Source organism: Paraburkholderia sp. JHI869, assembly GCF_038900775.1.
Lineage (GTDB): Bacteria > Pseudomonadota > Gammaproteobacteria > Burkholderiales > Burkholderiaceae > Paraburkholderia.
Genome location: NZ_JAYMSC010000022.1, coordinates 115,808 through 139,866 on the forward strand (window position 1 = coordinate 115,808; position 24,059 = coordinate 139,866).

Genomic DNA, 24,059 nt, shown 5'->3' on the forward strand with positions numbered 1-24,059 from the left:
TTTAAGCGTTTAGGCGCCTAAACGGGAAGGGCTTCCAAAACGCTGCATCCGTAATCGTATGCAAAATAGCTTGTCTTTTGCTCCGGGGACCCGCACCCTGGACTGATTCAATTGACGCGAGCCCACAGTCCGCGCGCGTCATGCCCTTCCTCCGTCGTTCCCGTAGAGATGTCGCCCTCTCCACCGCACCGGGAGGGTATTCCGAAGAAGATCCTGAAAAGATCGTCTTCGATCGCGGCACGCGCCTGCGTGTCGAGGCGAATCACTGGAAGCTGCTTTGCTTTGTGCTCACGGCGATCGCGGGCGGGGCAGTGTGGACGCGGCAACCGCCGCCGTCCGTGGTGAAGTCTTACGGCATTTCCGCCGACGCCGGCGGCCGCCCGCTCATCCGGCAACTCGCGGCCTACAAGCCAGACGATCAGGCGCTGCGTTCGTCCGTCAGCGAGTCGGTGCAGCGCTGGTTCACGATTGAGCCGGTCCTGACGCCCACCATCGAGACGTCGCGCCTCGCGCGCAACATCAACGCGGTCAAGTCGCAAATGGTCGACAACGGCAAGAACCAGTTTGCGGCCTGGCTCAAGGACGATGCCCCGTTCCAGGAGATCACGCGCAATCCGAAGCTCGTTCGTGAGGTGAAGGTCGTCAACGTCTCGGTGCTGGACGATTCGACCGTGGTGGTGGAGTTCACAACCTCGACGACGCAGTTTCCCGCCGACAAGCCAGTCGTCCAACGCTACGCGCTGACGCTGCGCTACCAGACGATCCCGGCCAGCTCTGACGACGCTGTCGGCACAAACCCGTTCGGGATCTTTTTCCCGTTCTTCACGCTCCAGAAAACCGCATGATGATCCCGGCATCCCGCTCACTGCTGCCGCTTGCCGCGCTCGCCTGCGCGCTGGCGCTTTCCCATCCGGCGCTCGCCGCGCGAAAAGTGACGTCAGCCGCCGGCTCGCTCGATGTGGGCGCCATCCTGGGCGACCCGATGAGCCCGGTGAATCCGTACAACTCCGGCACCGATCCGGTCACGATGCCCAACGACGCGCGCATCGTAGTTTTCAATTACAGCCGCGACCAGATCTTCCGCATCATGGCCGCGCCGCTGAAGCTCACGACCATCGAACTTGCGCCCGGCGAGAAGCTGATCACCGATCCGGCTATGGGTGACTCCGTGCAGTGGATCATCGACACGGATGGTGCGAACCACATCTATATCAAGCCGGTGAAACCAGGGCTCGTGAATACGCTTCACCTCACGACCAACATGCGCGAGTACGACATGACGCTCGTCTCGTCGCCTGTGGGCGGGCTTTTCTACCAGAGCGTGCGTTTTCAATATGCCGGGTCGCTTATGGCGAAGGTCCGCGCCCGCGACAACGCGGATGGGACCGGCATGGCTGGTGCGGGTGGACCAAACGACACTGGCCCGCTCGGTGTATCGCCCGACAAGCTCAACTTTGATTACAAGGTAGACGGGTCTGCGCCATTCAAGCCGGAGACGGTATTCGACGACGGCAAGGCCGTATGGCTGCGCCTGCCTGCGGACGCGCCGTTCGCGGTGCCGATCGTCAAGGATCACGGCGACGACGTGAGCCCGAACTTCATCCGTCGCGGCCAGTACATCGTGGTCCAGCAGATGGCAGACAAGATCGTGCTGCGCGCGGCCAACGACGAGGTGACGATCACGCGCCATCGCCCAGGCCGCTTCGGGTTCTGAACGCATGTCGACGCAGAACTCTACTCCGACCTCCGACCAGGACCGCGTCGTTAAGGGCAAGTCGCCCCGCAACGCGCTTGTTGCTGTCGGCGCGATCTTCGCCGTGCTTATCGGCGCGATGGGCTACTACTATCAGTCGAAGGCGAGCGACAAGGCCGAACAGCAGGCAAAAGACGACAAGGCAGCGAAAGCCGCTGCGTCCGTCGACCACGGGCCAAGCGGGAACGACATCGATCGGATCATCAGCGATCAGCAGGCCGCGGCGCGCCGCGACGAAGAGCGCGCGCGCAAGGCTGCGGCTGCCGGGGCGTCTGCGCCTCAGACCGCCAGTTCTAAGCCGGCGTTGTCACTCGACCAGTTTGAAGTTGGGTCGCGTACTTCAGACCTGTCGGCTGGCGCAAAGGAAGACAGCGTCTACGCCTCGCCAATCTTCATCCCCAGTGTAAAGGTGAAGGCACCGGCCGACGCGCAGAACGCGGGCGCCGTGAACGGCATCCTGACGCCCCAGCAAATGGCACTGCAGCAAATTGCCGCGCAGCAGGCATCGGCGGGCAGTGCAGACGCGCAGGCAAAGGTGCTTGTGGCTGCAATGGGTCAGGGCCACGCCCAAAGCTCGTCGGCAGACCGCGATCTCGATTTCCTCAAGGACGCCAAAGCGCAGTCCGCGTCGGGTGAGGGCTTCCTGAGTGCCGGCTTCGTTGGACAGTCAGGTTCCTGCACACTTTCGCCGCCGCATCACATCGGCGTGCTGGTCATCGAGGGCGAGAACTCGGATCGTCCCGGTACTGCTGCTCTCATGGTCGAGCGGGACATCTACGACAGCGTGACGGGCACGTGCCTGATGATCCCCAAGGGCTCGATGATCACCGCGCCGTATCAGAGCGACATCAAGGTGGGCCAGGAAAGCATCCTCGTCGCCGCGACGGAGCTGCGCCTGCCCAACGGCAAGCAGGTTCCGCTCTATGGCTCCGAGGGAGCGGACCAGAACGGCTACGCGGGATTCTCCGGCGACGTGAACAACCACTTCCTGAAGATCTTCGGCGCATCCTTCCTGACCGCAATCCTCCTGAACCACTTCACCAGCGATACGAGTTCGACCACGACCGGTCCGTTGGGCGTGACGCAAGTGGGTAACACGGCAGGGCAGGTCGCGGCGCAGACGTCGCAGTCGATCCTCAACCGCTACCAGAACATTCCGCCGACGATCACGATCAAGCCGGGCCAGCGCTTCATGATCAAGGTGAACCGCGATATCCATCTGGAGCCGTATCGTGGTTAAGCGCGTCCTCGGCTTTCTCGCAGTGTCGGCGGTCCTGACCGGTACGGCGCACGCGGCCTCCATCGCGCAACTCATCAGCCCGGCGTCGCTCGTGCTGTCCTCGAGCGGTGCTCGCGAAGTTGCGGCACTGGATGGAAAGCCTGTGCTGTACTGCGGGCTGGCCGCATTCGACTCATGGGCGTCGCCGCTAGTCGGGCAGTCCGTGCGTAGCACGCCTGAGCAGGGCATGACCGTCTCCGTCGACGCGCGCGACGTCTCACTCGCCCGGCTCATGGTCCGTAGCGGCTGGCTGCAGCCCGAAGAGCTCGACGACGACGCGCAGGCTGCGATCACGGAACGCCGTGGCGGGTGGGCTTGCGCGCGAGCGGAGACGCCGTTCGTCCTGATGCATACGAGCGTCGATCCGAAGGTGCTTGCGGGCATCGCCCTGAACGAGTCGGCCTATAAGGGACGCGCGTGGCCGTGGACACTGAACGTCGCCGGCCGCGGATTCTTCTTTCGCTCGCGCGACGACGCGTACGGTGCGATGCGCGCACTCATCGCAGCGGGCCGCTGCGACTTCGACGTCGGCATCTTGCAGATCAACTGGTGCTACCACCGGCAGCGCTTCGCGTCGCCGTGGGATGCCCTTGCGCCCGCAACGAACATTCACGTTGCTGAAGCGATCCTCAACGAGAACTACAGCCGCACGCATTCCATCGCGAAGGCCATCGCCTACTACCACAGCGCGAACCCGGTGCCGGGCAGTGCCTACCTCGCGCGCTTCGTGCGTCACCTCAACCAGATCAACGCGGGCCTATGAAGCACACCGTTCTCCGACTCGCCGCGCTTGGCCTTTTCGTCGTGGTCCAGGCATCGTTGGCTGCGAACACCGACCCGTTCGATTTCGATTACGAGATCGCGGGCGGCATCGCCGAGCGCCCGGCGCTTGTTTTCAACGACGGCTCGAAGACCTATATCCAGCCGCGTGCTGGGCAGACGATCTCGGTGGCGGGCAGCCATCAGGAAGGTCCATACGTCGTGGTCGAAGGTACACCAGCGACGATCCAGTTCAGCGTCGCAGGGCATACGGCCGTGGCGACTTGGAACCGCGCGAACGCGTTTATCGGCGGACACGGCGTGCTGCCCGGGGCAGACGATGATCAGCCTGTCGCATTCTCTGGTTTCAGCGGACGCCTCGCGCTCATCGGCGAACGTGGCCCGCTCGAGCCGGTTCGCAGCCTGAACGCGACCATGCCGGTCGGCTCCATCGTCAAGGCGCTTGCGCCTCAGGGCTGGAGCGGCTCCGCGCAGAAGGATGTCGACCTGACGGCGGCCGACCGCTTCGAGACACAGCCAGGCGAGAACTGGATGCACGCGCTTGACCGTCTCATGACGCAAACGGGCCTCTACGCAGACGTCGATTTCGACACGCGCCATGTACGCCTGCGCCGCGACGTTGAGAAGTCCGGTGCGCTTGCCTACGCGGCCGCAGCAGTGACGCATGCCGACCCGGCGTCGGTGGCGTCGGACGCCGTCGCAGCGGTGCCGCCTGCGGACTCGCTGCTCGCGAAGTACTTTGGCGCGAACGCGATCCGCGATGGCGACGACACGCATACGCAGATTCGTTTTGCCGCAAAGCCGAAGGACCTCAAGGTCACGAGCGCTGACGGCAAGTCACTGCATCCGAAGTGGGATTCCGACACAGGCGTGATGACGATCGATCGCGCGGATCGCTTCGTAGTTGCTGACGCGACGAACCGCGTCGAGGTGGCGCGCAACGCCGGGACCGTCTACGACTTCCCCGCCGGTAATACTGCACACCTGGAAGCGGTCTTCGATGAAGGTGGGCAGACGTTCTTCAAGTTTGCGCCCACCGTGATCAACGTCACGGTGGCCGACGTCCATCACCTCGGCTCGGGTGAGCAGAAGGGGCGCTTCTACAAGTTCAACGGCACCTCGGAGCAGTTCATCGTCACGGCCGACGGCAACACGGTCAGCGTGCTTCGCCGCCACGACGTGAAGTACTTCGAGCGCGCGGGGGCGGCTTCGTGATGCGCTACGTAGTCCTGCCTGTTATCGCGCTCCTGATCGTGCCCGCCGTGACACGCGCCGACTGCCTCGACGACGCCGCGACCTACCGGCATATCAGCCCGCGTCTCGTGCGCGCGATCGCGCAGCAAGAGTCGGGCATGCGCGCGAACGCGATCAACGTCAACGCGAACGGCAGCGAGGACATCGGCCTTATGCAGATCAACTCGTCGTGGCTTCCTAAGCTCGCGCGCTTCGGCATCCAGCGCGAGCACCTCTTTAACGCCTGCGTGAATGCCTACGTGGGCACGTGGATTCTCGCCTCGAACATTCGCCAGTTCGGGCCGACCTGGAAGGCCGTCGGCGCGTACAACGCGACGTCGAGCTCACGCCAGCTCGTCTACGCCAATTCGATCTACCGACGCCTGCAGGGCCACTAAAAATCATGAGCAAACATTTCCCGAAGAACTCCGGCGCCCGCACCCGGACGATTGCGCAGGCCTTGCTTGCACTGGCGCTCGGTAGCGCCATGACGATGGCGGCTGCCGCAATGGAGCCTGATCAGTCGAAGGTCCCTGCGCCCGCAGGCGACGGCTGGCAGATGCTCGGCAGCGGTGGTGCTCCTGCCGCGCCGCAGCCTGCGAGCGCAGGCGCTGCTGCACCGGGTCAGCAACCTGTGGCGGCGCCCATGTCTGGCCAGGTACCGGTCGCGCCGACGATCCTCGCCTCGGCCGCACCGATCACGCCTGCCACGCCGCAGGCAACGGCGCCGGTATCCGCTGACGTGAAAACGGTGATCGTTCCGGGCGCGGTGAACGGCGAACCGACAGGCACGGTGTCTTTCTCGATCACCCCGCAGGACACCAACCTGCGCAACGCGCTCGACCGCTGGTTGCAGACCCAGGGGTGGCAGCTCGCCTGGAAGATCGACGATGACTTGCCGGTCGAATTCAACGCGACGTTCACGGGCGACTTCCGCTCGGTGCTCACGCAGGTCATGCAGGCGACCGACCACATGCGGACCCCTGCGCGCGTCTGCAGGCACACCAACAACGTCATTCGCGTCATTGCTCGCGCGGCCAACTGCAAGGACTGAACATGCGCCTCTATCCCATCCGTACCGTGATCGCCGCAGCGACCGCCGTTGCACTCGCGGGCTGTGCCGTCATGCAAAGCGATGTTAACGGCGCATACGACCATGCCAATGCAACGGCGAGCGCAGCGCTCGACGGTGCAGGCAACAGCATTCCGCTCGTTGAAGATGTGCCCAGCGCGTTCCTCGGCGATCGCCCGGTGCCGCTCGCGTACGAGGCCACGCTGCCTGCGGTATTCCGCGAAAAGAAGGTCACCTTCCCGCCGAAGCTCGACATGAAGACACTCGCGACACTGGTGTCGAATGCTTCCGGCTATCCAGTGCGGGTGAGCCCCGACGTGTACATTCCGCGCGACAGCCTGATTCCGCGCGCTTCGAGTGACGGGAAAGCCGTGCAGGCGAGCTTCGGGACCAAAACGTCTGAAATCCCAGTGTATGACCAGCCGTGCGAGTCGTGCGCGATCGGTCGCTATCTGCACGACGTCACGGAGGACCTCGGCCTCGACTGGTCCTTCGATGGTTCGACCATCAACATCAGCCGGTTCGTCACGCGCATGTACCAGATCGCTGCGATCCCGGGCAAGGTCTCGATCGAGTCACGGATGTCGAAGGGCACGGACACGTCAACGGGCAACCAGTCGACCGGTTCGACGGGTGGGGCGAGCACGGACACCGGCTCGTTCTCGGCGATGACCTCGAGCGGCCGCAAGGGCGACTTCGACCAGATCGACTCGATCCAGGCGACGCTCAACCAGCTGAAGTCCCCGATGGGGCGCATCACGGTGAACCCGCAGAGCCGCCTTGTGATCGTCTACGACACGCGGGAAGCGGCGGATCGCATGGGGGAGATGCTCAAGCGCGAGAACGCGATTTCGACGCGCCAGGTGATGCTGCGCGTGCGCACGATCCAGATCGCACTGAACCGCGGCAGCCAGGCGGGTATGAACGCCGATATTGTCTACAACAGTATCCAGGGCGGCCTCGCGAAGTGGGCGGTGAGCTTCACCTCGCCGACCTCGCTCTCATCGGGCGGTGGCACCGTTGGTCTCTCTGTCCTGCAGGCGAACGCGCCGTTCTCGGGCACGAACGCGGTACTCAACGGCCTGAACCAATACGGCCGCACGATCTCCGACAACACGGTCTCGAAGCTGACGCTGAACGGCCTGCCGGTGTCCGTGGCGAACTTCCAGTCGGACGACTACCTGCGTACGACCACGCCTTCGTCGGGGACCGTCACCGGCACGTCGAGCGGGGTAGTGGGCCTCACGCCGGGGACCCTCACGACTGGCGACTTCCTGCACATCCTGCCGGCAGTCAACGATCACAACCAGATCCTCCTCGCGTACTGGCGTGACAGCTCGAAGCAGAACGGTCCGTTCACCTCGGCGGGCGCGGGTTCTGGCCAGACGCAGCAGGCGATCCAGCTCGCCCACACGATTGGCAGCAAGGACGACGAGACGATCGCTCTCTCGGACGGACAGACCGTCGTCCTGTATGGCGCGGTCACGGACACGGCCGACAGCACGACGAACGGCGGCCTCGCCGGTATCACGGGCACGTGGAACAAGTCGCGGACCTTCCAGGTGGTGATGCTCACCGCAACCGTTGTTCCCTCGATGTAAGGGCGGACATGCATATCACCGAACCGCTGCCCGGAGAGAAGCGCGCGCGTCTGGCGTTCGGCCTCGACTGGAGCGCCTATCCCGGGAAGGATGCGAAGGAGAGCCGCGCGCGCTACGCGGGCGACTTCTCCGCGACGCACTACGTCGAAATGAAGGCGGGTGCGGAACTCATCGGCGGCTTCTGCGCGCCCGACGCCGGCGAACTGCGCCGTGGGAGGCTCTTTTCGGGCGCGGCACGTATCGCGATGCTCGAGCGGGTGAAAGCGAAGGCGGCCGTGCTCGTGCTCATGCAGGACGGGCCGCAGGTTCACCTCGTTCACGTGGTGCGCGGCGCGGTGCGACGCGACGAAGTGTTGACGGCGGCGTCAGTTGCGAAGCGACGCGACGAGATCGCGCGGCAATGCGCGAAGCTCGGGCTGGCGCTGACGGTCATGGTCTCAGGCGATGCGATCGAGCCGGGCGACGAGCCTTTCAGCCCGGCGGAGTTGCTTCAGCAGAAAAAGGCTGGCCGCATCGCGCGCGTGCCCACAGGCATCCCGAATTCCATCGTGGTGCTGCTCGCACTGGCCATTGCGGGATTCGGCGCAAAGCAGATGTGGGGTGCCCTCAACCCGGCCCCAGTCGTGAATGCGGTGCCGAGCTGGGACCTCCGATACGAGCAGGCAATGCGTCAGGTCTTCGCGGGCCGCACGCCCCTCGCGTCGCAACTCGCACCGGATGCGCTGGCGTTGCTCGATTACATCGACACCAATCGCAATGGCTGGCAGTTCCAGAAGGCTGAATGCCCGTCGACGGGTTTTTGCTCGCTGACTTATGAGCGCGCGGGTGGCTCATTCGAGGACTTCGCGCGCACCGCGCCGGCCGACATGCTGCCGGTCACGTTCGCGCCGGACGGGCTGCATCTGTTTGCGCGAGGCCCGGCACTGCCACGCACGGCCATGCTGAGTGTCACGAGCATGAAGACGTGGCCGGATGAACAGCGCCTCATCGAGCTGCTGCAGACGCCGCCACAGCGCATGTCGGTCAAGCCACTGGATCTCAGGAGCTTTGGCTATGAGGTGAAGCTGGAACCGAGCCATGCGCTGCTCGCGTCGCCGCCGCCCCCCGGCGAGCGTCATCGCGCACTGCTGCGCGAAGGGCGCTGGGAGATCGATGGCTATCGATGGCAGGCGCCGTTACTCGCGGCGCTGCCGTCAAACATGATCCTCGAATCCCTGGACGTAAAACTCGACACCGCTGCACCTGAGGAACTGGGCAAGGTCGGCATCCATTTCGTTGCGAAGGGCAAATACTATGTCGTGCAATAAATCACTTCGCCTCGCGCAGGCGTGCACCGTTCCTCTCGGCATGGTGCTGCTAGCGGCCGCCGTGGCGGCGCACGCAGCCGCGCCATCGTTTTCGTCAGCTATCGCCCCCGCTGCTGGTGGGACGACACCTGCTTCGCATGTCGTGGTTTCGCCAGCGAGCGCTACAACGACGGGTGCGCAGGCATCGCCGCGCTCGGACGCGGCCGGAACCGTAGCATCGGCAGCCGTACCGGCGAGCGTACCCGGAGCCAACGACGAAACGCACCTTACCCTTCGCGATATCGACGACCTCGCACGCAGCAAGCTCACGCGCGCGTTGCGCGGCGACGGTGATGGGCCTGCGAGTAGTGCGGCCGTGACGCTCAAGACGCCCGCGCCGGTGGAGAGCGCCCCGGCGGTTGTAGTGCGACCGTACGTGCCGCACACACATACGTCGGACGTCACATTCGTGGGCGCGTACACCGACGGCAGCGGCCAGCACGTCCTCTACGACTATCACGGCGCGGTCTATCCCGCGCGACTTGGCGAGAAGCTCCTGAATGGCTGGGTCGCGCGCCGGGTGGACGGACTCTCGGTCACCGTCGCCGAGGGCAAGCGCACCTGGAGCGTGCCAATGAGCGGTAACGCGCCGGAATCCTCGAATTCAACCCTCATAACCGGATCGGCTCTCGGTGACCTCTCGTCGCCGCTGCCGCCGGGCGTGAGCATGGCTCAACCGGTCTCAAGCTTCGGGAGGCAGTAATGTCGCTCTTTGGAAATCTGGAAAGCAACGAAAAGCCCCGCGGCGGGGTGATGGCGCGCCTTCGTGCCTGGCGGGGTGGCTTCGTGGAGGACTCGGAATCCGCTGCACCCATGGAGCCAGTGCTGCGCGCGACGCGCCCCGTGCGCAAGGGACCCGGCGCGCCGGCTGGCTCGCTCGGCGCGTATCTACGTGACGCAGAAGTGACCGATGTGGACGCGAGCGATGTGAAGTCGCTTGAAGCGGCGGCGGGCACCGCGGCGCACCGCCCGGATGCGCATCGTGGGGCGATGGAAACACCCGCCCCCGTCGAAGAGGTTGAAGACCAGATCCCGCAACCGTCGGCCGCCGAATATCACAGTGTCGCCGGCGAGGTTGTGGGCGACGCGCGGCGCAGTGCCGACGAATGGCATCGGGACGCCAAGCACGGGGAGGCGGTGAACGAAGAAGCCAAGCCCTTCGACGAACCCCGAGACGGCGCAGATAGCGAGGCATTGCATGGCGAGGCGCACGACTCGGGACGCGATGAGCCGCAGCCTGCCGAAGCTACGGGTCATGCGCTCGCTGTGCCGGACATCGAATACACGCCGGTCGGAATGCCGAAGCTGAGTTCGGTGTACGCGCTCGCCGACTTCAAGCGCATCCTGTGCGACACGACGCCCGAGGCGACGCTGCGTATCACGGCTGATGCGCTCCGCGAATTCGTGGCTGTGGACATGCAGGCAGGCATGGCGGTGGTGATCGCGACGCGCGAATTCCAGGCGACCGCGCTCTACGCGACGTATCTGAGCGACCTCGAGCGCGCGCATATCTCGGTGCGCGAGGAGATGGTCGCGACGGTCGCAGTCATTGCGGACGTCTACGACCGCGCGCGCATCCGTGTGTCGAATCACGTACCCGAAGGTTCGCGCGCAATCGCGTTCTTTCGCGACGTGTACGAGGCCGCTCAGGGCTACGATGCAAGCGATGTGCACTGGGAGTCGCGCGACTACCAGTCCGACGCGGAAGTTCGCTTTCGCGTCGATGGCGACCTCTATACGTATCGCCGCATGCCGAAGGCGACGGTTCTTCGAGCGCTCTCCGCTGCCTATCAGGATCTCGTACAGCGCAATACGAACAGCGGCAACGCGTTCCAGCCGAGCGCCCCTCAGTCGGCCATGATCCCGCTCGCGCTCGCGACGGCCACGCTCAATCTTCGCTGGCAGAGCGCGCCACAGATGGGCGGCTTCGACGTGGCGATGCGGATCCTCGATGGCAACTTCCGCAACTACACCGTGCGCATGCCCGACACGATGGGGCTTGAGGCCAGCCAGCTCGCGATCATCAATTCGCTGGGTCATGTCAGTGGCGGCGCAGTGCTTCTTTCGGGTGAAACCGGGTCGGCCAAGAGCACGCTTCTGCGCGCGCTCTCGTACATGGTCGATGGACGCGAGCTCAAGAAGCAGTACGCCGTGAGCATGCCTTCGGAGTATCCGATGCCGTGGCTCTCCGACCAGTCGGTGCCGCGCGGGCTGGATGAGACCGAAGAGGATTTTCGTCGCAAGGTAGCCACGATCATCCGCACGCTCATGCGTATGGATCCGGACGATCTGACCGTCGCGGAAATCCTCGATTCGACCATCGCGGGGCTCGTGGTTGAGCTTGCGCTGACGGGTCACCCGGTGCGGACCACAATCCACGCTGACAGCATCATCGGCGTCTTCATGCGACTGATGGGCGATCGCCTGCGGCTGGCCGCCGATGAGGTGGCGTCCGACAAGTTCATCAACGCGGTGGGTAACCAGAAGCTGATTCCCATGCTGTGCCCGGACTGCAAGAAGTCTGCGGCCGATGTCATGAGCCCGGCGTCGCTCGAGCTGCTGCGTTCGAAGTTTGGGCTCGACACGTCGAACATGGCTTGCCGCAACGACGATGGCTGCGAGACTTGCCGGAAGAAGGGGCTCTTCGCGCGCGACGGCAAGGTGGCCGGAGGCACGAAGGGCCAGACGCTCGCAATGGAGTTGTACCGGCCCACGCCTGAGTTCCTGGAGCACATCGTCGTACGTGACTGGCGTGGCGCGGAGGCGGCGTGGCGCAAGGAGCGGGTGGCGGGCTTTGATTCCGACGACATGACTGGCAAGACGATCTATGAGCACGCGCTCTACAAGGCCTCGCAGGGGCTGATCGATCCTCGCTTCATCGACCGCTCGATGAAATCGTTCAGCGTCTACAAGGTGCTGCCGGATCGTGACGGGAGGCTGCCGTCATGATCGGCCGGGCTTTCTATGGCATCTGCATGCGCCTGCCGCGCGCCGAGCGGCTCAAGGTTGCAAAGTGGCGTTTCCAGAAGGTCCGCGAAGGTTTCTATCGCGAATCGCGTCTCGATATCGAGCAGGCGACAAGCCTGCGAAACCGCGAGACCCTGATCGAGCGGCTTCAGGTGCTCAAGAAGCGTGCGCGCGATCGCAGGCAGATCGTATGGCTTGCGTACGATGCGATGGAGGAGCGTATGCGCAAGGGCGACGGGCTTGCGCTCGCGATCAAGCCGTTCGTGCCCGTCGACGAGTATGCGCTGCTCGACCTGGCGTTTGCTTCGGACAAGGAGGACGCAGCACGCCGCGGCTTCGACCTGTGTGAGATGGCGGCTTCGGCCAAGCGCGTGCTGTCGAGCACGACCGCGATGCAGATGGCGTATCCCATGGTGCTCCTCTGCTACATGTACGGCCTGTCCATGCTCTTTGGCGGGATGGTCTATCCGCAGGTGCTGGAGGTGCGCCCGCTTGACCAGTGGCTGCCCGCAGGCAGGATGCTGTATGCGATCGACACGTACTGCTATGACTACTGGCTGCTGAACGTCGCATTGATCGCAGCGGGCGTCACGTCCTACTACTACGGCCTCAAACGCTGGACAGGCGCGCTGCGCAACCGCATCGACGCGGCGCCGCTGGTGTGGCGCAACCGGCGCGATCTGCGCGCGGCGCTCCTGATCGTCTCGTTGTCGGGTCTGCTTGACTCCGGACTGACGCTTGCCGGCGCGCTCGCGCGCATCCGTCGGAACGCCGACCCGTGGCTGCGCTGGCATGTGTCGATGATGGAACGTCGTCTGAAGGCATCGCCTGAGCAACCCATGCGCGCGTTCGCCACAGGGATCTTCTCTGCTGAAGTCGTGGACCGCATCGCCGATGCGGAGCGGCGCGACAACTTCGTGGATGCGATCAAGTCGCTCGGACGCAGTTCGCTCGATCGCGTCGTTGAGGCCGTGCGCCGCAACGCCAGGATTACCCACTATGTGCTGCTCGGCATTGCCGCGGCGGCGTTCATTGGCGTCGGTGTCGGCTCTTACGTCGTCACCGGCGTCACGAGTATGCAAAGCGCGCTCGGCGCAACGAATGGCAACACCAACTAATTAGGGACCGCTATGAAAACCAACGTCTTGAAACGCACGCCCGAGCAGAAAGAGTTCTACCGTCGCATCGGCCGCATCAAGAAGCAGAGCGGCGAACTGTCTCTCATCGAGGCGGGGGCGGTCCTCGGCGCGGCGGCATTGCTCTCGCTCGCGCTTTTCTATGGCGTCCCGTTCGTGCGCAACATGGTCCAGTCCTCAACCTTCAAGAGCGAGGTGGGCATGTTTCACACCGGCATCCAGAACGCCACGGCGAACGATTCGGATTTTTCCGCCGAGTCGCTTTCGACGCTCGCGCAGAATCATGCGTTCGATGCGGCCGGCGCTCGTGTCGCATCCGACTATTCGACCGTGACGGGCATCTTCGGTGGTCAGGTGACGGCGCAACCCGGCACGGTCACGTCGTCGAACGACGCGATCGTGGCGAGCTATCCCGTGCCGAAGGCCGTCTGTTCGATGTCGCTCAGCGCGATCGCGAACATCTTCACCGAGGTATCGGTGAATGGCACGGTGGTGTCTAGCCCGTCGACGAAATTCAGCAGCGCGACTGCAGGCAGTGCGTGTGCGTCCGGCGGCGACACCGCCACGATCGAGATGTATACGACGCGCAGCTAAGGACCGGTCATGGGCAGCATCATCGAGATGGTGGTTTTCCTCGCGGCGTCCGCGATCCTGACTGTGTACTCGATCCGCGAGGACATCCAGAAGCATCTGGCGTCGCTGCTCGCTACTGAAGGCCAGAACGAGGCGGTGATCACGGACGCTCTGGGCCGGTGGGCCAACGAGAACTTCTCGACGCTGCTCACCCAGTACACCCAGTCGGGCAACTCGACGTTGACTGCGCCGACCGTTGCGGACCTGCAGACCGCTGGCAATCTGAAGCAGGCGTACCGCGCCGGGCCGTTCTGGGGCGGGAGCTACACGATCCAGATGAGCATGCTTCCGGCTGGCTGTACGGAAGCGGCGGGCAACTGCCACGTGTCGTGGATCTTCTACCCGTCGCTCCCGTACACGCGGAACGGCAAACCGGACGCGTCTGGCGCGGCGCAGATCGCCGTCGCTGCGAACTCACAGGACGCGCAATTCGGCTACTCGTCGACCCGCAACGCGGCCACGATCTCAGGGCTCAACGGGGCGTGGACAGCGAGCAATCCGCTTTCGGGGACGCCCGCGGCCGCGATTCTGGCGACCAACGGTCAGGATTCCGACGGGAACTCGCTTTACATCCGGCGCGACGGCAGCCTGACGTGGACCGGCGACCAGAACGTCAACGGCGTGAGCCTGCACAACGTCAATAGCATCGACGCCACGGGCACGATCGCCGCGCCCGCGGTGTCGGCGTCAAACGTCGCGGTTTCGAACGCAGTGCGCACGCCCTCGACGCTCTATGTGCAGAACTCTGCGGGCACGGCTCCCGCGCCGATCGACACAGGCGCGGCCTCGGTGCATGGCAACGCGACGGTCTATGGCGCCCTTGAGGTGGCAAACACCGCGACGCCCCGCGCGAGTTGCACTTCGACCGCCGGCACGACGCGCGTTGCGGCGAACGCAGACGGTTCGGGTCAGTTGCTTTCGTGCCTTTACAACCAGTGGGTTCCGGTCAGCGGCCCCGCTCCACGCTACCAGTACTACACGGTGGGATATGGGACTTACGTTCCGGCGCCGCAATGCTCTGCCGGTGGATCGCCCCAGATCCTGCTGGTGCCACAGGAGTTCAACATCGACACGACTGCCCAGTTCAACGCGTATACGACGGGGACCGGGCCGTGGACTGTCTATCTGACCGACGGATCGAACAGCAATATTGGCGCGCAAGGGGTCGTCGAAACCTATTGCGCTTACTAGGAATAAGAACGATGAAAAACGGCATGTCGCGCTGGAAGCGCGTTGTACTTGGATTGATTCTGTTGCTCGGCGCGGCGAGCGCGAAAGCAGAGGCGCCCGCGCATTGCTCGTACGGCTATCAGGACTCGAGTTGCCTTGGGCCGCAATACCGTGCGGCGCAGACACCGCCTACCTGCTCGACAGGTGCGGGTTGGACCACGCTCACGCCCGCAAAATGGATAGGATCGGGATTCACACAGGCTGTGTGCCACTACGATGCGCCGCCCACTTGCGGGGCCGGCACCACGCAAACGGGTGATCCCGGGTGGAACGGATCGAGCTGGAGTGCCCCGATGTGTACGCCGATCTTCACCCAGCCGACCGTGCCTCAGATGCAAGCGATGTGTGCGGCCGCTCTTCCGGGGGGGTACTCGCTCGATCCGGGATATGGGTATCAGTACACGGTCGTTCAGGTGCAATACATAGCTGGGCAAGGTGGTTGGGTGGTGTATCAGCCCCCACTGACTACATGGTCCGAGTTTGGCGTGATGCCTCTCGGGAGCAGCAGCATGGTAGCGACTGACACGTCGTTCTGGCTGCAACTGATCGGTCCTTCGTACACCGCAACTCAAAATGTATGCGGTGAACAAGGTAACCCGTACACAGCATACGGCTATAACGGCGTTTGCCAAGTGAACCAGAATACCGGCCACTTGGATGTCTTCGCAACGTATCCGAATTATGGTCCGATGCCGGCGAACAGCAACCCTAACTGTGGTGCTGGTTAAGCGTTCAGCCGGGAAAAAGCCAGTAAGCCTCCTCATGCAAGAGCATGGCGAAGCACAAAAGAAAAAGCGCCCCACGAGCACGATGCAGTGGGGCGCTTTCTTGCTGGTCTGGTTTAGCTAACGTAGCTGCCAGTAGACCACGACCAGGTACGGCTAAACGGCGTGCCATTGATGGTTCCGGTTAGGGTGGTCGTGTACGTTGTGTTCTGTGTCAACGGCGAAGTCGGATAGGCCACCGCTTCCCATGTCGGGATTAGCTTGGACGGATCGGTAGTCGAATTCAGAATTTGCAGCGTCGTGACGTTACCCGAACTGTCAGTGAGCGTGGCCGTTTGCAGGACGATGGTATCCGTCGTGCTGTTACCGAAAACCGCCTGAGCTTGCCCCCAACCCGAGGCCGAAACATTCGGCGGAGTCGGGCTTTCCGAAACGACCTTGTACGGCAGGCCCGTTGCGCCCGAGCATGGGAAGGTAAGCGGCGCGTTGCTGATCGTCTGCGCTTGTGTGCTCGCAAAGCTCATCGACTGCCACGAGTTCGTGTATGTGTAGGCGCCCGACGTTGTCTGAGTTTCATATTCCCCGAATCCGATGATGTTTGCAGGGTAGCCCGCGACAATGACGTGATAAACGCCGGACAGAACATCGGCAACAAACTGCTGGCCTGCCGTGGCTGGGACGAAGCTTGCTGGGAAAACGGGATTGCCAGCCCCGCTCGCGCCGGTCACGAAAACCGAACTCGGAAAGCCTGCATAGGTGGCGCGCGCCTGGTAGTCTCCGCCGGTAAAGCCGGTTTGGCCGGATTGTTCGCTGTCCGAGACGGTGTTGTTCGCGCCTTCCCACTTGGCGTGGTTCTGTGCCGCGTTATCGAGAACGGTGTTCTCCTGAAACTCCGCGAAGCCGCATTGCTGCCGAGATTGGTTGAGCAGGTTAAAGGCGGCAAGTTGCGCGCTGTTCGCAGCAAACTGGGGCGTTGACTGGGTGCCGGTGACGGTCGGCGAGGTTGTCGTGCTGGTGCCGGACGAGCCAGACGACGAGTTGCTGCTGCTAGAGCCGCTGCTACCGCCGCCACCGCCGCCGCAAGCGGCAAGAGTCAAAGCAGCTGCGAAAGAGATAGCGGTGAGCGTGGTGATTTTCTTCGTCATTTTCAGGTCCTTGGTGGTTTAGCTGCGCCCCTCGCGCGAGCCTGATACCAGTTTGCCAGGCCGGAACCAAAGTCAAGTTCCCGAGGCCGATGCGGGGCACACCCTACCGGTAACGGTAAGAATTAGGAAGTTCTTTAAGCGAAAACTGAAGAAGCCCGCCGGTGAAGCGGGCGTCTATGCGAAATGGGTCGATCAGTCGCGTTTGCGGCGCTTTCGATGGAAAACACGCAACGCAATGAATGCCGCGACCAGCAGGCCCCCCGTGGACTTCGGGGCGATGCCAGCGAGGCGGGGAACCGCCTGTCCGGAAATCCAGACCGCCGTGACGGCGATGAGTGCGTGCGCAAACACCGGGCGGTTAAGTAGCGAAACCAGCCTGCTCGGGCGCTCTTCAATCCATTGCGCATATTCCTCGTTGATCTGTTCGAGGTCGCCTGGCGAACCGCCGGCTTTGCGGGCCTTGCGATAGAAGCCCTCATACTGGTCAAAGCGCAGATCGCCGTATCCGCGAAGCCAGGCCGACGCACTGTCTCGAACCATCCACGCGAGATCATCCATCGCAGACTCCAGTTAGTGCATTGAGCCGGCGTGCCAAGGCACGCCGCCGACCGCGTCAACAATGCAGTGCCCGTCATCTTCGGCGTAGTACGCACCGGTTTCGGGGTTCTGCCAACCGAACTGCGCCTTGCCATCGGCGCTGAAGACAACAAGGCCGGCGGGTAGCTCGTGACCTTGCATTTAGGCTCCTTTGGGAAGGCGCACGCGACCCACGAGGGTGTCGCTACATGACGGGCAGGTGAAGCTGTTGCGCATTTCGATCTTCGATTCGTTGTTGGAGACGATGTAGTGCGTGCTGCACTCGCGACAAGGTGCGATCGAGAGTCGCGCATCTGCCGCCATCGCTCGCGTCAGGTTGTAGCCGCGATCAGTGGCGAGCAACGCGAGTCGCGAAGGAAATAGATGGTTGTAGAGGTCGGCGGCGGCGATCAGAGCCTGCGGAGTATTCGCGCCCATGTTTAACGCGGAACGGTAGAGCCAGATGAAGACCGTCGAGTGCAGGCGGTGCTGGGGCCTCTCAACGAACCACTGCAACGAGTTGGGCAGATTGCCGCATGGAGATGGTTTGCCGTGAATTGCCATGTACATCTGGCGGGTCTTGCTTTGGGGCAGGCGAAAGAGTGTCGCAGCGGTGCTGGCACGGCATCCGTGCGCCATCAAAGCGGCCGCGTACATTTCGTGCGTTTCGCGGCCGAGGCGCAAGTCGGCCCAATTCGCGGTGTGCGGAAGCTCGCCAGCGCGAAACGGCGTCGTGGACATGATGTGATGAGCGACCTGGTCGTGGAGGAGGTCGTTCGCGGTGAACTCGAACCAGAAAGCCGGGGTGGTGAAACGCCACTGGAAAAGAGGCAGGTCGGCGATACGCTCGAGCGCGGTGCGCAATTTGTACCCAGGCAGTTCGGCCAGGTATCGGGCGAGGTCGGGGGTCATGCCGAGCAGCGGGGCGCTCAGGATGCTCGTGTTTGCCACTGACCGGATGACGTCGACAAACTGACGGTTGTGATGCACGATCGCCAGCGTAGTCAGCGGGCTACGCTCCGCAGGCATCTTACGCCGCAGTTGGTCCACTGCACGCGTCGTCGGCGTCGCATCAACGAAGCAGCGCCAGTCCTCAACGGTGTGCAGAGATGGCGAGAGCATGAGAAATGGCACACCCAGCAGGCTTTGCAGCGACATCTGGTTGCGACGCAGGTGGTCGATCTCCTTGACCTCGACGCGATAGATCGCGTTGAACTCCGGGTAGGCGACCAGAACCTCCCGCATGTGATCGACCAGATCGTAGTTGATGATCTTAATCTTCTCGGCAATCCATCGGGGAAGGTAGAGCCGCTCGATGGCTTTGTAGTCATCGACGGACTTGACGTGATTCGGTTCTGTACTCATTTTTCCACTTCTTTTATTTTTCGGTGTCTCTCGTGCGGCTATTCGGTGTGGCCACACACGCGGAACTCGTTACGGTCTATGCAGCCTTCATTGCGGCGGTGATCTCGATATGGAATTTGCCGACAAGATCGCCAAGTGCCTGAAACAGCGGCTTGAAGCGCGCCGGATTGCCATCCGCGGTGCAAAGTAGCTGCGCGCTGCTATAGCGTTGTGCGAAAGTGCTGAAGTCCTTAACAAGAGCATTCATCTCTTCGTCTAGCCGCCGTGCAGCTTCGACCGCAGCCGTACCTTCTTCGAGTTGCGTTTCGAGTTGGGTTCGCCGCTCCTGTTTCTCCGCAATCTCGTCCTCGAGCTGGCGTGTTTTGGCAAGCAGGTCGTCGAAGATGTTATTAAGGCGTTTGCGGTCTTCCTTAGCCTGCGGGTCGTCCACATCGGGCTTACGAGCGCGAAGCTCGACAGCCTCATGTTGTGCCGCCTTGAGCTGCTCTTGCGTCTCGTGAAGCTGCATGTGTAGGGCGCTGGTGCTCTGGCTGCTCAGGGTGAGTTCGTTGCGAAGGCGGTCGGTGGCGTCCTGCGTGGACTTCTGCTGAAGACGCAACCGTTCGATCTCCTGTTTCAGGCGGTTGGTTTCGCTCGTTGCCGAGTTGAACTGCTCCATCAGCCCGGCGTATTCGTCGTTGACCGATGCCAGTTCTTCCTTGTCCGCTTCGATACGGTCTCGCTGCTGCCGAAGAAGCGCGATCAGTTCCCGGACCGTGCGCGTGGACATTTCCGGGTCTTCTTTTTTCTTCGCGATGATCTGCTCGACGATGTCATCGCCGATATCGTTCGCGAGCAGATATTGCATATCGGTGAGACGCAGAAATTCCACGGCGTCGGTATTCTCGTTAAATCGAGCGTAGGCCTTCAGGTGCAGAAGGATCTTGCCTTTCGAGATGCGGTGAAGGTTTTCGATATAGGCGACAGCGTCGCGGCTTGCGCGCTCGTTGGTTTTCTCCGAGGCGCCGTAGCTCACGGTGTAGTTCGTCTGGACGTAACGAATAACCTCGCCGAACTTGTATCCGAGATTCATGTGCTCGTGCATGATGCGGCGCACTGATTCATTGATCTCGGCACTGGTCTGCATCAGGTTCTGGAGTACCTCTTCCGGCAGCTTGTCGCCGAACGCCTTGCGCGCCGCAAGAGCGATGTCCGCAGCCGAAGGCAAGTGGCGGTCATACAGATCGCCGTCGATCCCCGTATCGTCGCCGGGGAGCGCTATTCCGTCTTCGGGGATGGACGGATCGAACAGGGAACCACCGGATGACTTGTTGTTCTGGTCCTCGGGGATGCTCGGATCGAATGAGGAATCGACTGGTGGTTTTTTGTTGTTGCTCATGGTCTTATTTTCCGTGCGTGTTTATGGAGCGCTGTTGGTTCGCGCCGCCATGGACTCGCTTTGCGCGCGCAGGTACAGGCCTAGCGTACGCGTCCATTCCGGCGGCGGTCAGGCGAAAGATGATGAAAAACATGCAGCTTTTGCTTAAGAGCGCGAGTATTCATACGGCATTTCCAGCGACAACTTGACGGTTAATCCACATGCGTTTGTAGTGTTCTTCTAGATCTTTTGTGTCAGTCGATGCATTAAGCATAATTGCTTTGAAAGCAGTCCTAACATTAACGGGCTTTATCCCAGATAGTCGGAAATCGTGGCGACGCAGGCGCAAGCAATGCGAAAGCTCGCTGATGTGAATGAGTGACGGGGGCAGGTCCGGATGGAGAGAGCAATCCGGTGCGGCGAATACACCCAGCCCCTCGATCGTCCATACTTTGGGAAGCTTCGCGTTCAGAAACGCCACCTTCGTTCGGTTTTGTGCGAGAGGCGATTTGCGCGATTCGCGTTTGCCATCCGAAGCCACGCGCACCAGCTCGCTGGAATCTGCCCCGGGTTCAATGAAGCCACTCCAGTTCTTTGTCTCGATCACGAAGAGGCCGAAAGGAGTGACGGCGAGATGGTCGATCTCAGCGGTCGGGAACGCGGTGCCGGGCGCGTGATTGAGAAGCACGGCACCGTCGTGCAGGTAAAAATCGGTCCCGCACAGGGCTGTGAGTACTCGGCGTAGTTCAGCGTGTGTGCGTGCCTCACCCGCTTCGCCGCGCGCATGAGCTCGCGCGAGTACAGTTTCATCCGTCTTGGAACGGCGTACACGCGGTGCGCCGGTGCGTTGTGCCCGCCCGATGAACTTCCAGCCGAGATAGCCGGTGGCGAGGAAAGCGAAGATGCCGGGCATATAGACTCCGTGAAATGTTATTGAGTTCAGTCTGCCAGGTAAGAAACGAAGTCAAGTTTCGCCGACGCGCCGGATGGGTCGCTCGCGTAAGTCCGAAAAGCTGCACAAAAACCGCACCATTCCGGGTTTAAGCGTTTAGGCGCCTAAACGGTCGGATAGCCAAAACGTAAGCCCACAAGAAATCGCGATCATTCAGTCGCGCGCAGCTGCGGCCGGTCCGTTAGCCTGAACGTATCCCCCGCGTCCAGTACGCATCGAACTGCAGCACGGTCCTCGTGCCGCCCATTCCTTTTGCATATCGTCTCGCGAGTCCGTTCGCGGTGGTCCGGCTACGGGCCACGGCGAACGCGCTACGCGCCGGTTTCCCTGCTCGACATGAGCATCGAAATCCCAGGCCATGCCTGGCTATCCCCTGGTGCGTTAATTTTTCTGGAGAGAAAAATGCTGGATGTTTTGATCAAGGATGTGCTCAAGTCCCCGGGCAAAGTGCTCGCCTTGTGTCTCATCGTCTATCTGGCGGCGACTTCGTTTTTCGTTAGCCTCTTCCTCGTTGGTCTTGGCGTACGTTGGCTGCACAAGAAGGCGAAAGCCCTCGAGGCGACCGAACGTGAAGCTGCACGCGAAGCCGCTGACAAGGCGCGCGAGCAGGCCCAGCCGGAAGTACAGAAGGGCGCTCCCGTTGTGGCGCCTGCTGCCGCTTCTGTTCAGACGGCTCCGACGCGGCAATACGCCAAGTCGGCCGTCGTTATCCCCCTGAAGAAGACCGGGACCGACTAAGGCCCCTGTCAGACCCTTGCGCCGCGGCGTCGCCGCGGCGGCCCCTTGCCCAAGCCGGGAATCCATTCCCGGCTAAGGGTATGAGATTGCCCGGCTTCACCGGAGCAATCCATGAAAGCAGAAGTCGCTGCCTGGCAGCTTGATATCTTCGGCGAGACCTCTCCGGTACTCGTCGTTCCACCTAAACCTGATCCTCTTCCGCATCCAAAACTCTGGAGCGCGTCCGTGCGTGACGCGATGATCGATGCACTGATCTCGCTCGCGCGCGACAGTCGCCGCGGCGATCGCATGCCCGAATCACTGATGGACTGCGCGACCCTTCTGAGCGAGCGCCTGCGCAATGTTCGCCTCGATGTCGACGACTACGAGGCGACGCTCGGCTGGATCATGGGCGATTGGGACGGCGCGTTGTCGTACGAGCACGTTTGCCGCGTGAACGGGATAGATCCCGACACGCTGCAGCAGGTGATTCTTGACACACCACTTCTTGCTCACGATCTGAAACAGGTGCGCGGCAAGTACTTCCGCAAACCGATGGAGGAGGCGCACTGATGGCCGCAACCTACCTCTTCCGCGCATTCGCAGACCTCTTTCCCGGTCGGTCTACCGTGACGCAGGCGTCGCATGTGGCGTCTGCACCGGTCGCCCCGAGTGAGCCCCAACCGAGCGCGCAGGCGCGTGAGATTGGGCAGGGCGCTCCCAACGAGACGTTCGTCACGATCGGTGGCGTCTTGCATCTCTTCGTTGACGAGGGTGACAGCGTGGCGCAGTTCCGGCCCGCGTTCGAGGAGACGCCATGCGACACGCGGTTCGGCACGAAGATCCTTCCCGAGCTCGCGCCGCACTGGTCGCTCTTTCGCGAACACCGCGCTCCGCTCAAGGAAGCGATCGCGACAGCAATCCGTGGGAACGGCGGACCAGCCACTTCCCTGCCAGTGCAGCACGACGAAGTCATTCCGGCGGCACAGGAATTTCTGAACGAGGACGAGACGCAGCATGTTCCGTTTCGTCGCCGCGCCGCGAGAGAGCACGTGCAACGTGGTGACGATAGTCGTGCTGCGACGACTGGCAAGGTGCTCGGCTGGGGCGAGGAGAAGTTTCCGAGCCGCAAACCGACGGGCAAGCCGTTCTACACGTCGTTCGCAATGCACATTGAAACGGCGATGGGCGAGCGCACGCTCCAGGGCGAAGGCCTGAAGGACGCGATTGCGCAAAGTGGCTGCCGCGTTGGCGATTCCGTTTCGGTTCGTCGGCTCGAAAAAATCAAGGTACCGGCGTTCACCGATGGTGGCCGCCCGATCATGAAAAACGGCCAGCAGGTCCTCTGGGACAAGTGGCTCTGGTCGATTACACGTTAAAAGGAGTTCGAACTATGGCATCAGTAAACAAGGTGATCCTCGTCGGCAATCTCGGCGCGGAGCCTGAAGTGCGTTATCTGCCCAGCGGCGACGCTGTGGCCAACATCCGTCTCGCAACCACCGACCGCTTTAAGGACAAGGCATCCGGCGAGTTCAAGGAAATGACTGAGTGGCACCGCGTCTCGTTTTTTGGGCGTCTGGCCGAGATCGTTGCCGAGTACCTGAAGAAGGGCTCGTCGGTATACATCGAAGGGCGTATTCGGACACGAAAGTGGCAGGCCCAGGACGGCACGGATCGTTACTCGACGGAGATCGTCGCGGACCAGATGCAGATGCTCGGCGGCCGCGGCGGCGGCGAGCGTCGTGAACCTGGTGGTGACGACGGCGGCTTTGAATCGCGCGAAGCGGCACGACCGCCACGCAATTCGGGCAACGCGGGCGCCGGTTCGCCGCGTGCAGCCTCCAGCGTAGGCACGCGCGCGAGACCTCCGCAGTCCTCAGCGGGAGGCGGTGCGGGAACGCGCGCGCCGGCCGGCGGTGGCTTCGACGAGGCCGATGACGACATTCCGTTTGCAAACATGTATGCACGAGCAGCGTGGGCGGCAATCTGATCCCGTAAGGGCTCATCATACGGATCTGCGACTCCCGCAAATCCTCACCTGATGTTTCGTGGCGCACCTTCGGGTGCGCTGCGTAACACACCCCTTCTGCTGTCTCCGCGCATCGCGCGCCCGTCTTCTCGAAAACCTGAAACGTGTTCAAAAGAGCCGCTCGCCTCGCGCGGGCCGCTCCTTTGAGCAAGCGTTTTCGCGC

General features: G+C 62.6%; 25 protein-coding genes. 19 read left to right on the forward strand and 6 right to left on the reverse strand.

The window, feature by feature from the left end:
- Positions 1 to 140: 140 nt before the first annotated feature.
- The 15 genes from VSR72_RS30285 to VSR72_RS30355 are packed head-to-tail and all read left to right on the forward strand — an operon-like array spanning position 141 to position 15,758.
- Entirely contained in the window at positions 141 to 845 is a 705-nt protein-coding gene (locus tag VSR72_RS30285) for a type IV secretion system protein (RefSeq protein ID WP_342955957.1), read from the forward strand.
- 2 nt (positions 846 to 847) lie between these two features.
- Positions 848 to 1,714, forward strand: a complete 867-nt coding sequence (locus tag VSR72_RS30290; RefSeq protein ID WP_342955992.1) for a TrbG/VirB9 family P-type conjugative transfer protein — start codon at positions 848 to 850, stop codon at positions 1,712 to 1,714.
- 4 nt (positions 1,715 to 1,718) lie between these two features.
- The gene (locus tag VSR72_RS30295; RefSeq protein ID WP_342955958.1) at positions 1,719 to 2,993 is read left to right on the forward strand and encodes a TrbI/VirB10 family protein; all 1,275 of its coding nucleotides are present in this window, start codon (positions 1,719 to 1,721) and stop codon (positions 2,991 to 2,993) included.
- Complete coding sequence (locus VSR72_RS30300; protein WP_342955959.1) at positions 2,986 to 3,795, forward strand: transglycosylase SLT domain-containing protein; 810 nt, start codon at positions 2,986 to 2,988, stop codon at positions 3,793 to 3,795. Before VSR72_RS30295 ends, VSR72_RS30300 begins: the two co-directional genes overlap by 8 nt.
- The gene (locus VSR72_RS30305; RefSeq protein WP_342955960.1) at positions 3,792 to 5,027 is read left to right on the forward strand and encodes a TrbG/VirB9 family P-type conjugative transfer protein; all 1,236 of its coding nucleotides are present in this window, start codon (positions 3,792 to 3,794) and stop codon (positions 5,025 to 5,027) included. Before VSR72_RS30300 ends, VSR72_RS30305 begins: the two co-directional genes overlap by 4 nt.
- Positions 5,027 to 5,443, forward strand: a complete 417-nt coding sequence (locus VSR72_RS30310) for a lytic transglycosylase domain-containing protein (protein WP_342955961.1) — start codon at positions 5,027 to 5,029, stop codon at positions 5,441 to 5,443. The genes VSR72_RS30305 and VSR72_RS30310 overlap by 1 nt, the downstream gene beginning before the upstream one ends.
- A 5-nt stretch (positions 5,444 to 5,448) precedes the next feature.
- Positions 5,449 to 6,099 (forward strand): toxin co-regulated pilus biosynthesis Q family protein, encoded by a 651-nt coding sequence (locus VSR72_RS30315; protein WP_342955962.1) that lies wholly within the window; start codon positions 5,449 to 5,451, stop codon positions 6,097 to 6,099.
- A gap of 2 nt (positions 6,100 to 6,101) precedes the next feature.
- Complete coding sequence (locus VSR72_RS30320) at positions 6,102 to 7,718, forward strand: type II secretory pathway protein (RefSeq protein ID WP_342955963.1); 1,617 nt, start codon at positions 6,102 to 6,104, stop codon at positions 7,716 to 7,718.
- An 8-nt stretch (positions 7,719 to 7,726) separates the two neighbouring features.
- A complete protein-coding gene (locus VSR72_RS30325; RefSeq protein ID WP_342955964.1) occupies positions 7,727 to 9,025 on the forward strand; it encodes a hypothetical protein in 1,299 nt (432 codons plus the stop codon).
- Complete coding sequence (locus VSR72_RS30330; protein ID WP_342955965.1) at positions 9,012 to 9,767, forward strand: hypothetical protein; 756 nt, start codon at positions 9,012 to 9,014, stop codon at positions 9,765 to 9,767. Before VSR72_RS30325 ends, VSR72_RS30330 begins: the two co-directional genes overlap by 14 nt.
- Positions 9,767 to 12,013 (forward strand): ATPase, T2SS/T4P/T4SS family, encoded by a 2,247-nt coding sequence (locus tag VSR72_RS30335; protein ID WP_342955966.1) that lies wholly within the window; start codon positions 9,767 to 9,769, stop codon positions 12,011 to 12,013. The genes VSR72_RS30330 and VSR72_RS30335 overlap by 1 nt, the downstream gene beginning before the upstream one ends.
- Positions 12,010 to 13,149, forward strand: a complete 1,140-nt coding sequence (locus VSR72_RS30340; protein WP_342955967.1) for a type II secretion system protein — start codon at positions 12,010 to 12,012, stop codon at positions 13,147 to 13,149. The genes VSR72_RS30335 and VSR72_RS30340 overlap by 4 nt, the downstream gene beginning before the upstream one ends.
- Positions 13,150 to 13,161: 12 nt before the next feature.
- Entirely contained in the window at positions 13,162 to 13,761 is a 600-nt protein-coding gene (locus VSR72_RS30345; protein ID WP_342955968.1) for a type 4 pilus major pilin, read from the forward strand.
- A 9-nt stretch (positions 13,762 to 13,770) separates the two neighbouring features.
- Positions 13,771 to 14,991, forward strand: coding sequence for a hypothetical protein (locus VSR72_RS30350; RefSeq protein ID WP_342955969.1), 1,221 nt, complete (start codon positions 13,771 to 13,773; stop codon positions 14,989 to 14,991).
- 11 nt (positions 14,992 to 15,002) lie between these two features.
- Complete coding sequence (locus tag VSR72_RS30355) at positions 15,003 to 15,758, forward strand: hypothetical protein (protein WP_342955970.1); 756 nt, start codon at positions 15,003 to 15,005, stop codon at positions 15,756 to 15,758.
- A gap of 113 nt (positions 15,759 to 15,871) precedes the next feature.
- Here VSR72_RS30355 and VSR72_RS30360 read toward each other — a convergent pair whose 3' ends face one another.
- The 6 genes from VSR72_RS30360 to VSR72_RS30385 form a co-directional block, all read right to left on the reverse strand.
- On the reverse strand, positions 15,872 to 16,900 hold the full coding sequence (locus VSR72_RS30360) for a CAP domain-containing protein (protein ID WP_342955971.1): 1,029 nt from the start codon (positions 16,898 to 16,900) through the stop codon (positions 15,872 to 15,874).
- Positions 16,901 to 17,092: 192 nt separating this feature from the next.
- The gene (locus tag VSR72_RS30365; protein WP_342955972.1) at positions 17,093 to 17,458 is read right to left on the reverse strand and encodes a hypothetical protein; all 366 of its coding nucleotides are present in this window, start codon (positions 17,456 to 17,458) and stop codon (positions 17,093 to 17,095) included.
- A gap of 12 nt (positions 17,459 to 17,470) precedes the next feature.
- Entirely contained in the window at positions 17,471 to 17,638 is a 168-nt protein-coding gene (locus VSR72_RS30370; protein ID WP_175197783.1) for a hypothetical protein, read from the reverse strand.
- Positions 17,639 to 18,841, reverse strand: coding sequence for a FlhC family transcriptional regulator (locus VSR72_RS30375; RefSeq protein ID WP_342955973.1), 1,203 nt, complete (start codon positions 18,839 to 18,841; stop codon positions 17,639 to 17,641).
- A 76-nt stretch (positions 18,842 to 18,917) separates the two neighbouring features.
- A complete protein-coding gene (locus VSR72_RS30380) occupies positions 18,918 to 20,219 on the reverse strand; it encodes a hypothetical protein (protein ID WP_342955974.1) in 1,302 nt (433 codons plus the stop codon).
- Positions 20,220 to 20,379: 160 nt separating this feature from the next.
- Positions 20,380 to 21,111, reverse strand: a complete 732-nt coding sequence (locus VSR72_RS30385; protein ID WP_342955975.1) for a nuclease-related domain-containing protein — start codon at positions 21,109 to 21,111, stop codon at positions 20,380 to 20,382.
- A gap of 375 nt (positions 21,112 to 21,486) precedes the next feature.
- Here VSR72_RS30385 and VSR72_RS30390 point away from each other — a divergent pair, with 375 nt between their 5' ends.
- The 4 genes from VSR72_RS30390 to VSR72_RS30405 all read left to right on the forward strand — a co-directional run bounded on the left by VSR72_RS30390 (position 21,487) and on the right by VSR72_RS30405 (position 23,857).
- Positions 21,487 to 21,888 carry a hypothetical protein gene (locus VSR72_RS30390; RefSeq protein WP_342955976.1) on the forward strand — a complete coding sequence of 134 codons (402 nt, stop codon included), beginning with the start codon at positions 21,487 to 21,489 and terminating at the stop codon, positions 21,886 to 21,888.
- Positions 21,889 to 21,999: 111 nt separating this feature from the next.
- Positions 22,000 to 22,440: a hypothetical protein gene (locus tag VSR72_RS30395; RefSeq protein WP_342955977.1), complete on the forward strand. Its 441-nt coding sequence runs from the start codon at positions 22,000 to 22,002 to the stop codon at positions 22,438 to 22,440.
- The gene (locus VSR72_RS30400) at positions 22,440 to 23,246 is read left to right on the forward strand and encodes a hypothetical protein (RefSeq protein ID WP_342955978.1); all 807 of its coding nucleotides are present in this window, start codon (positions 22,440 to 22,442) and stop codon (positions 23,244 to 23,246) included. The genes VSR72_RS30395 and VSR72_RS30400 overlap by 1 nt, the downstream gene beginning before the upstream one ends.
- 14 nt (positions 23,247 to 23,260) lie before the next feature.
- Positions 23,261 to 23,857, forward strand: coding sequence for a single-stranded DNA-binding protein (locus tag VSR72_RS30405; protein WP_342955979.1), 597 nt, complete (start codon positions 23,261 to 23,263; stop codon positions 23,855 to 23,857).
- Positions 23,858 to 24,059 lie beyond the last annotated feature (202 nt).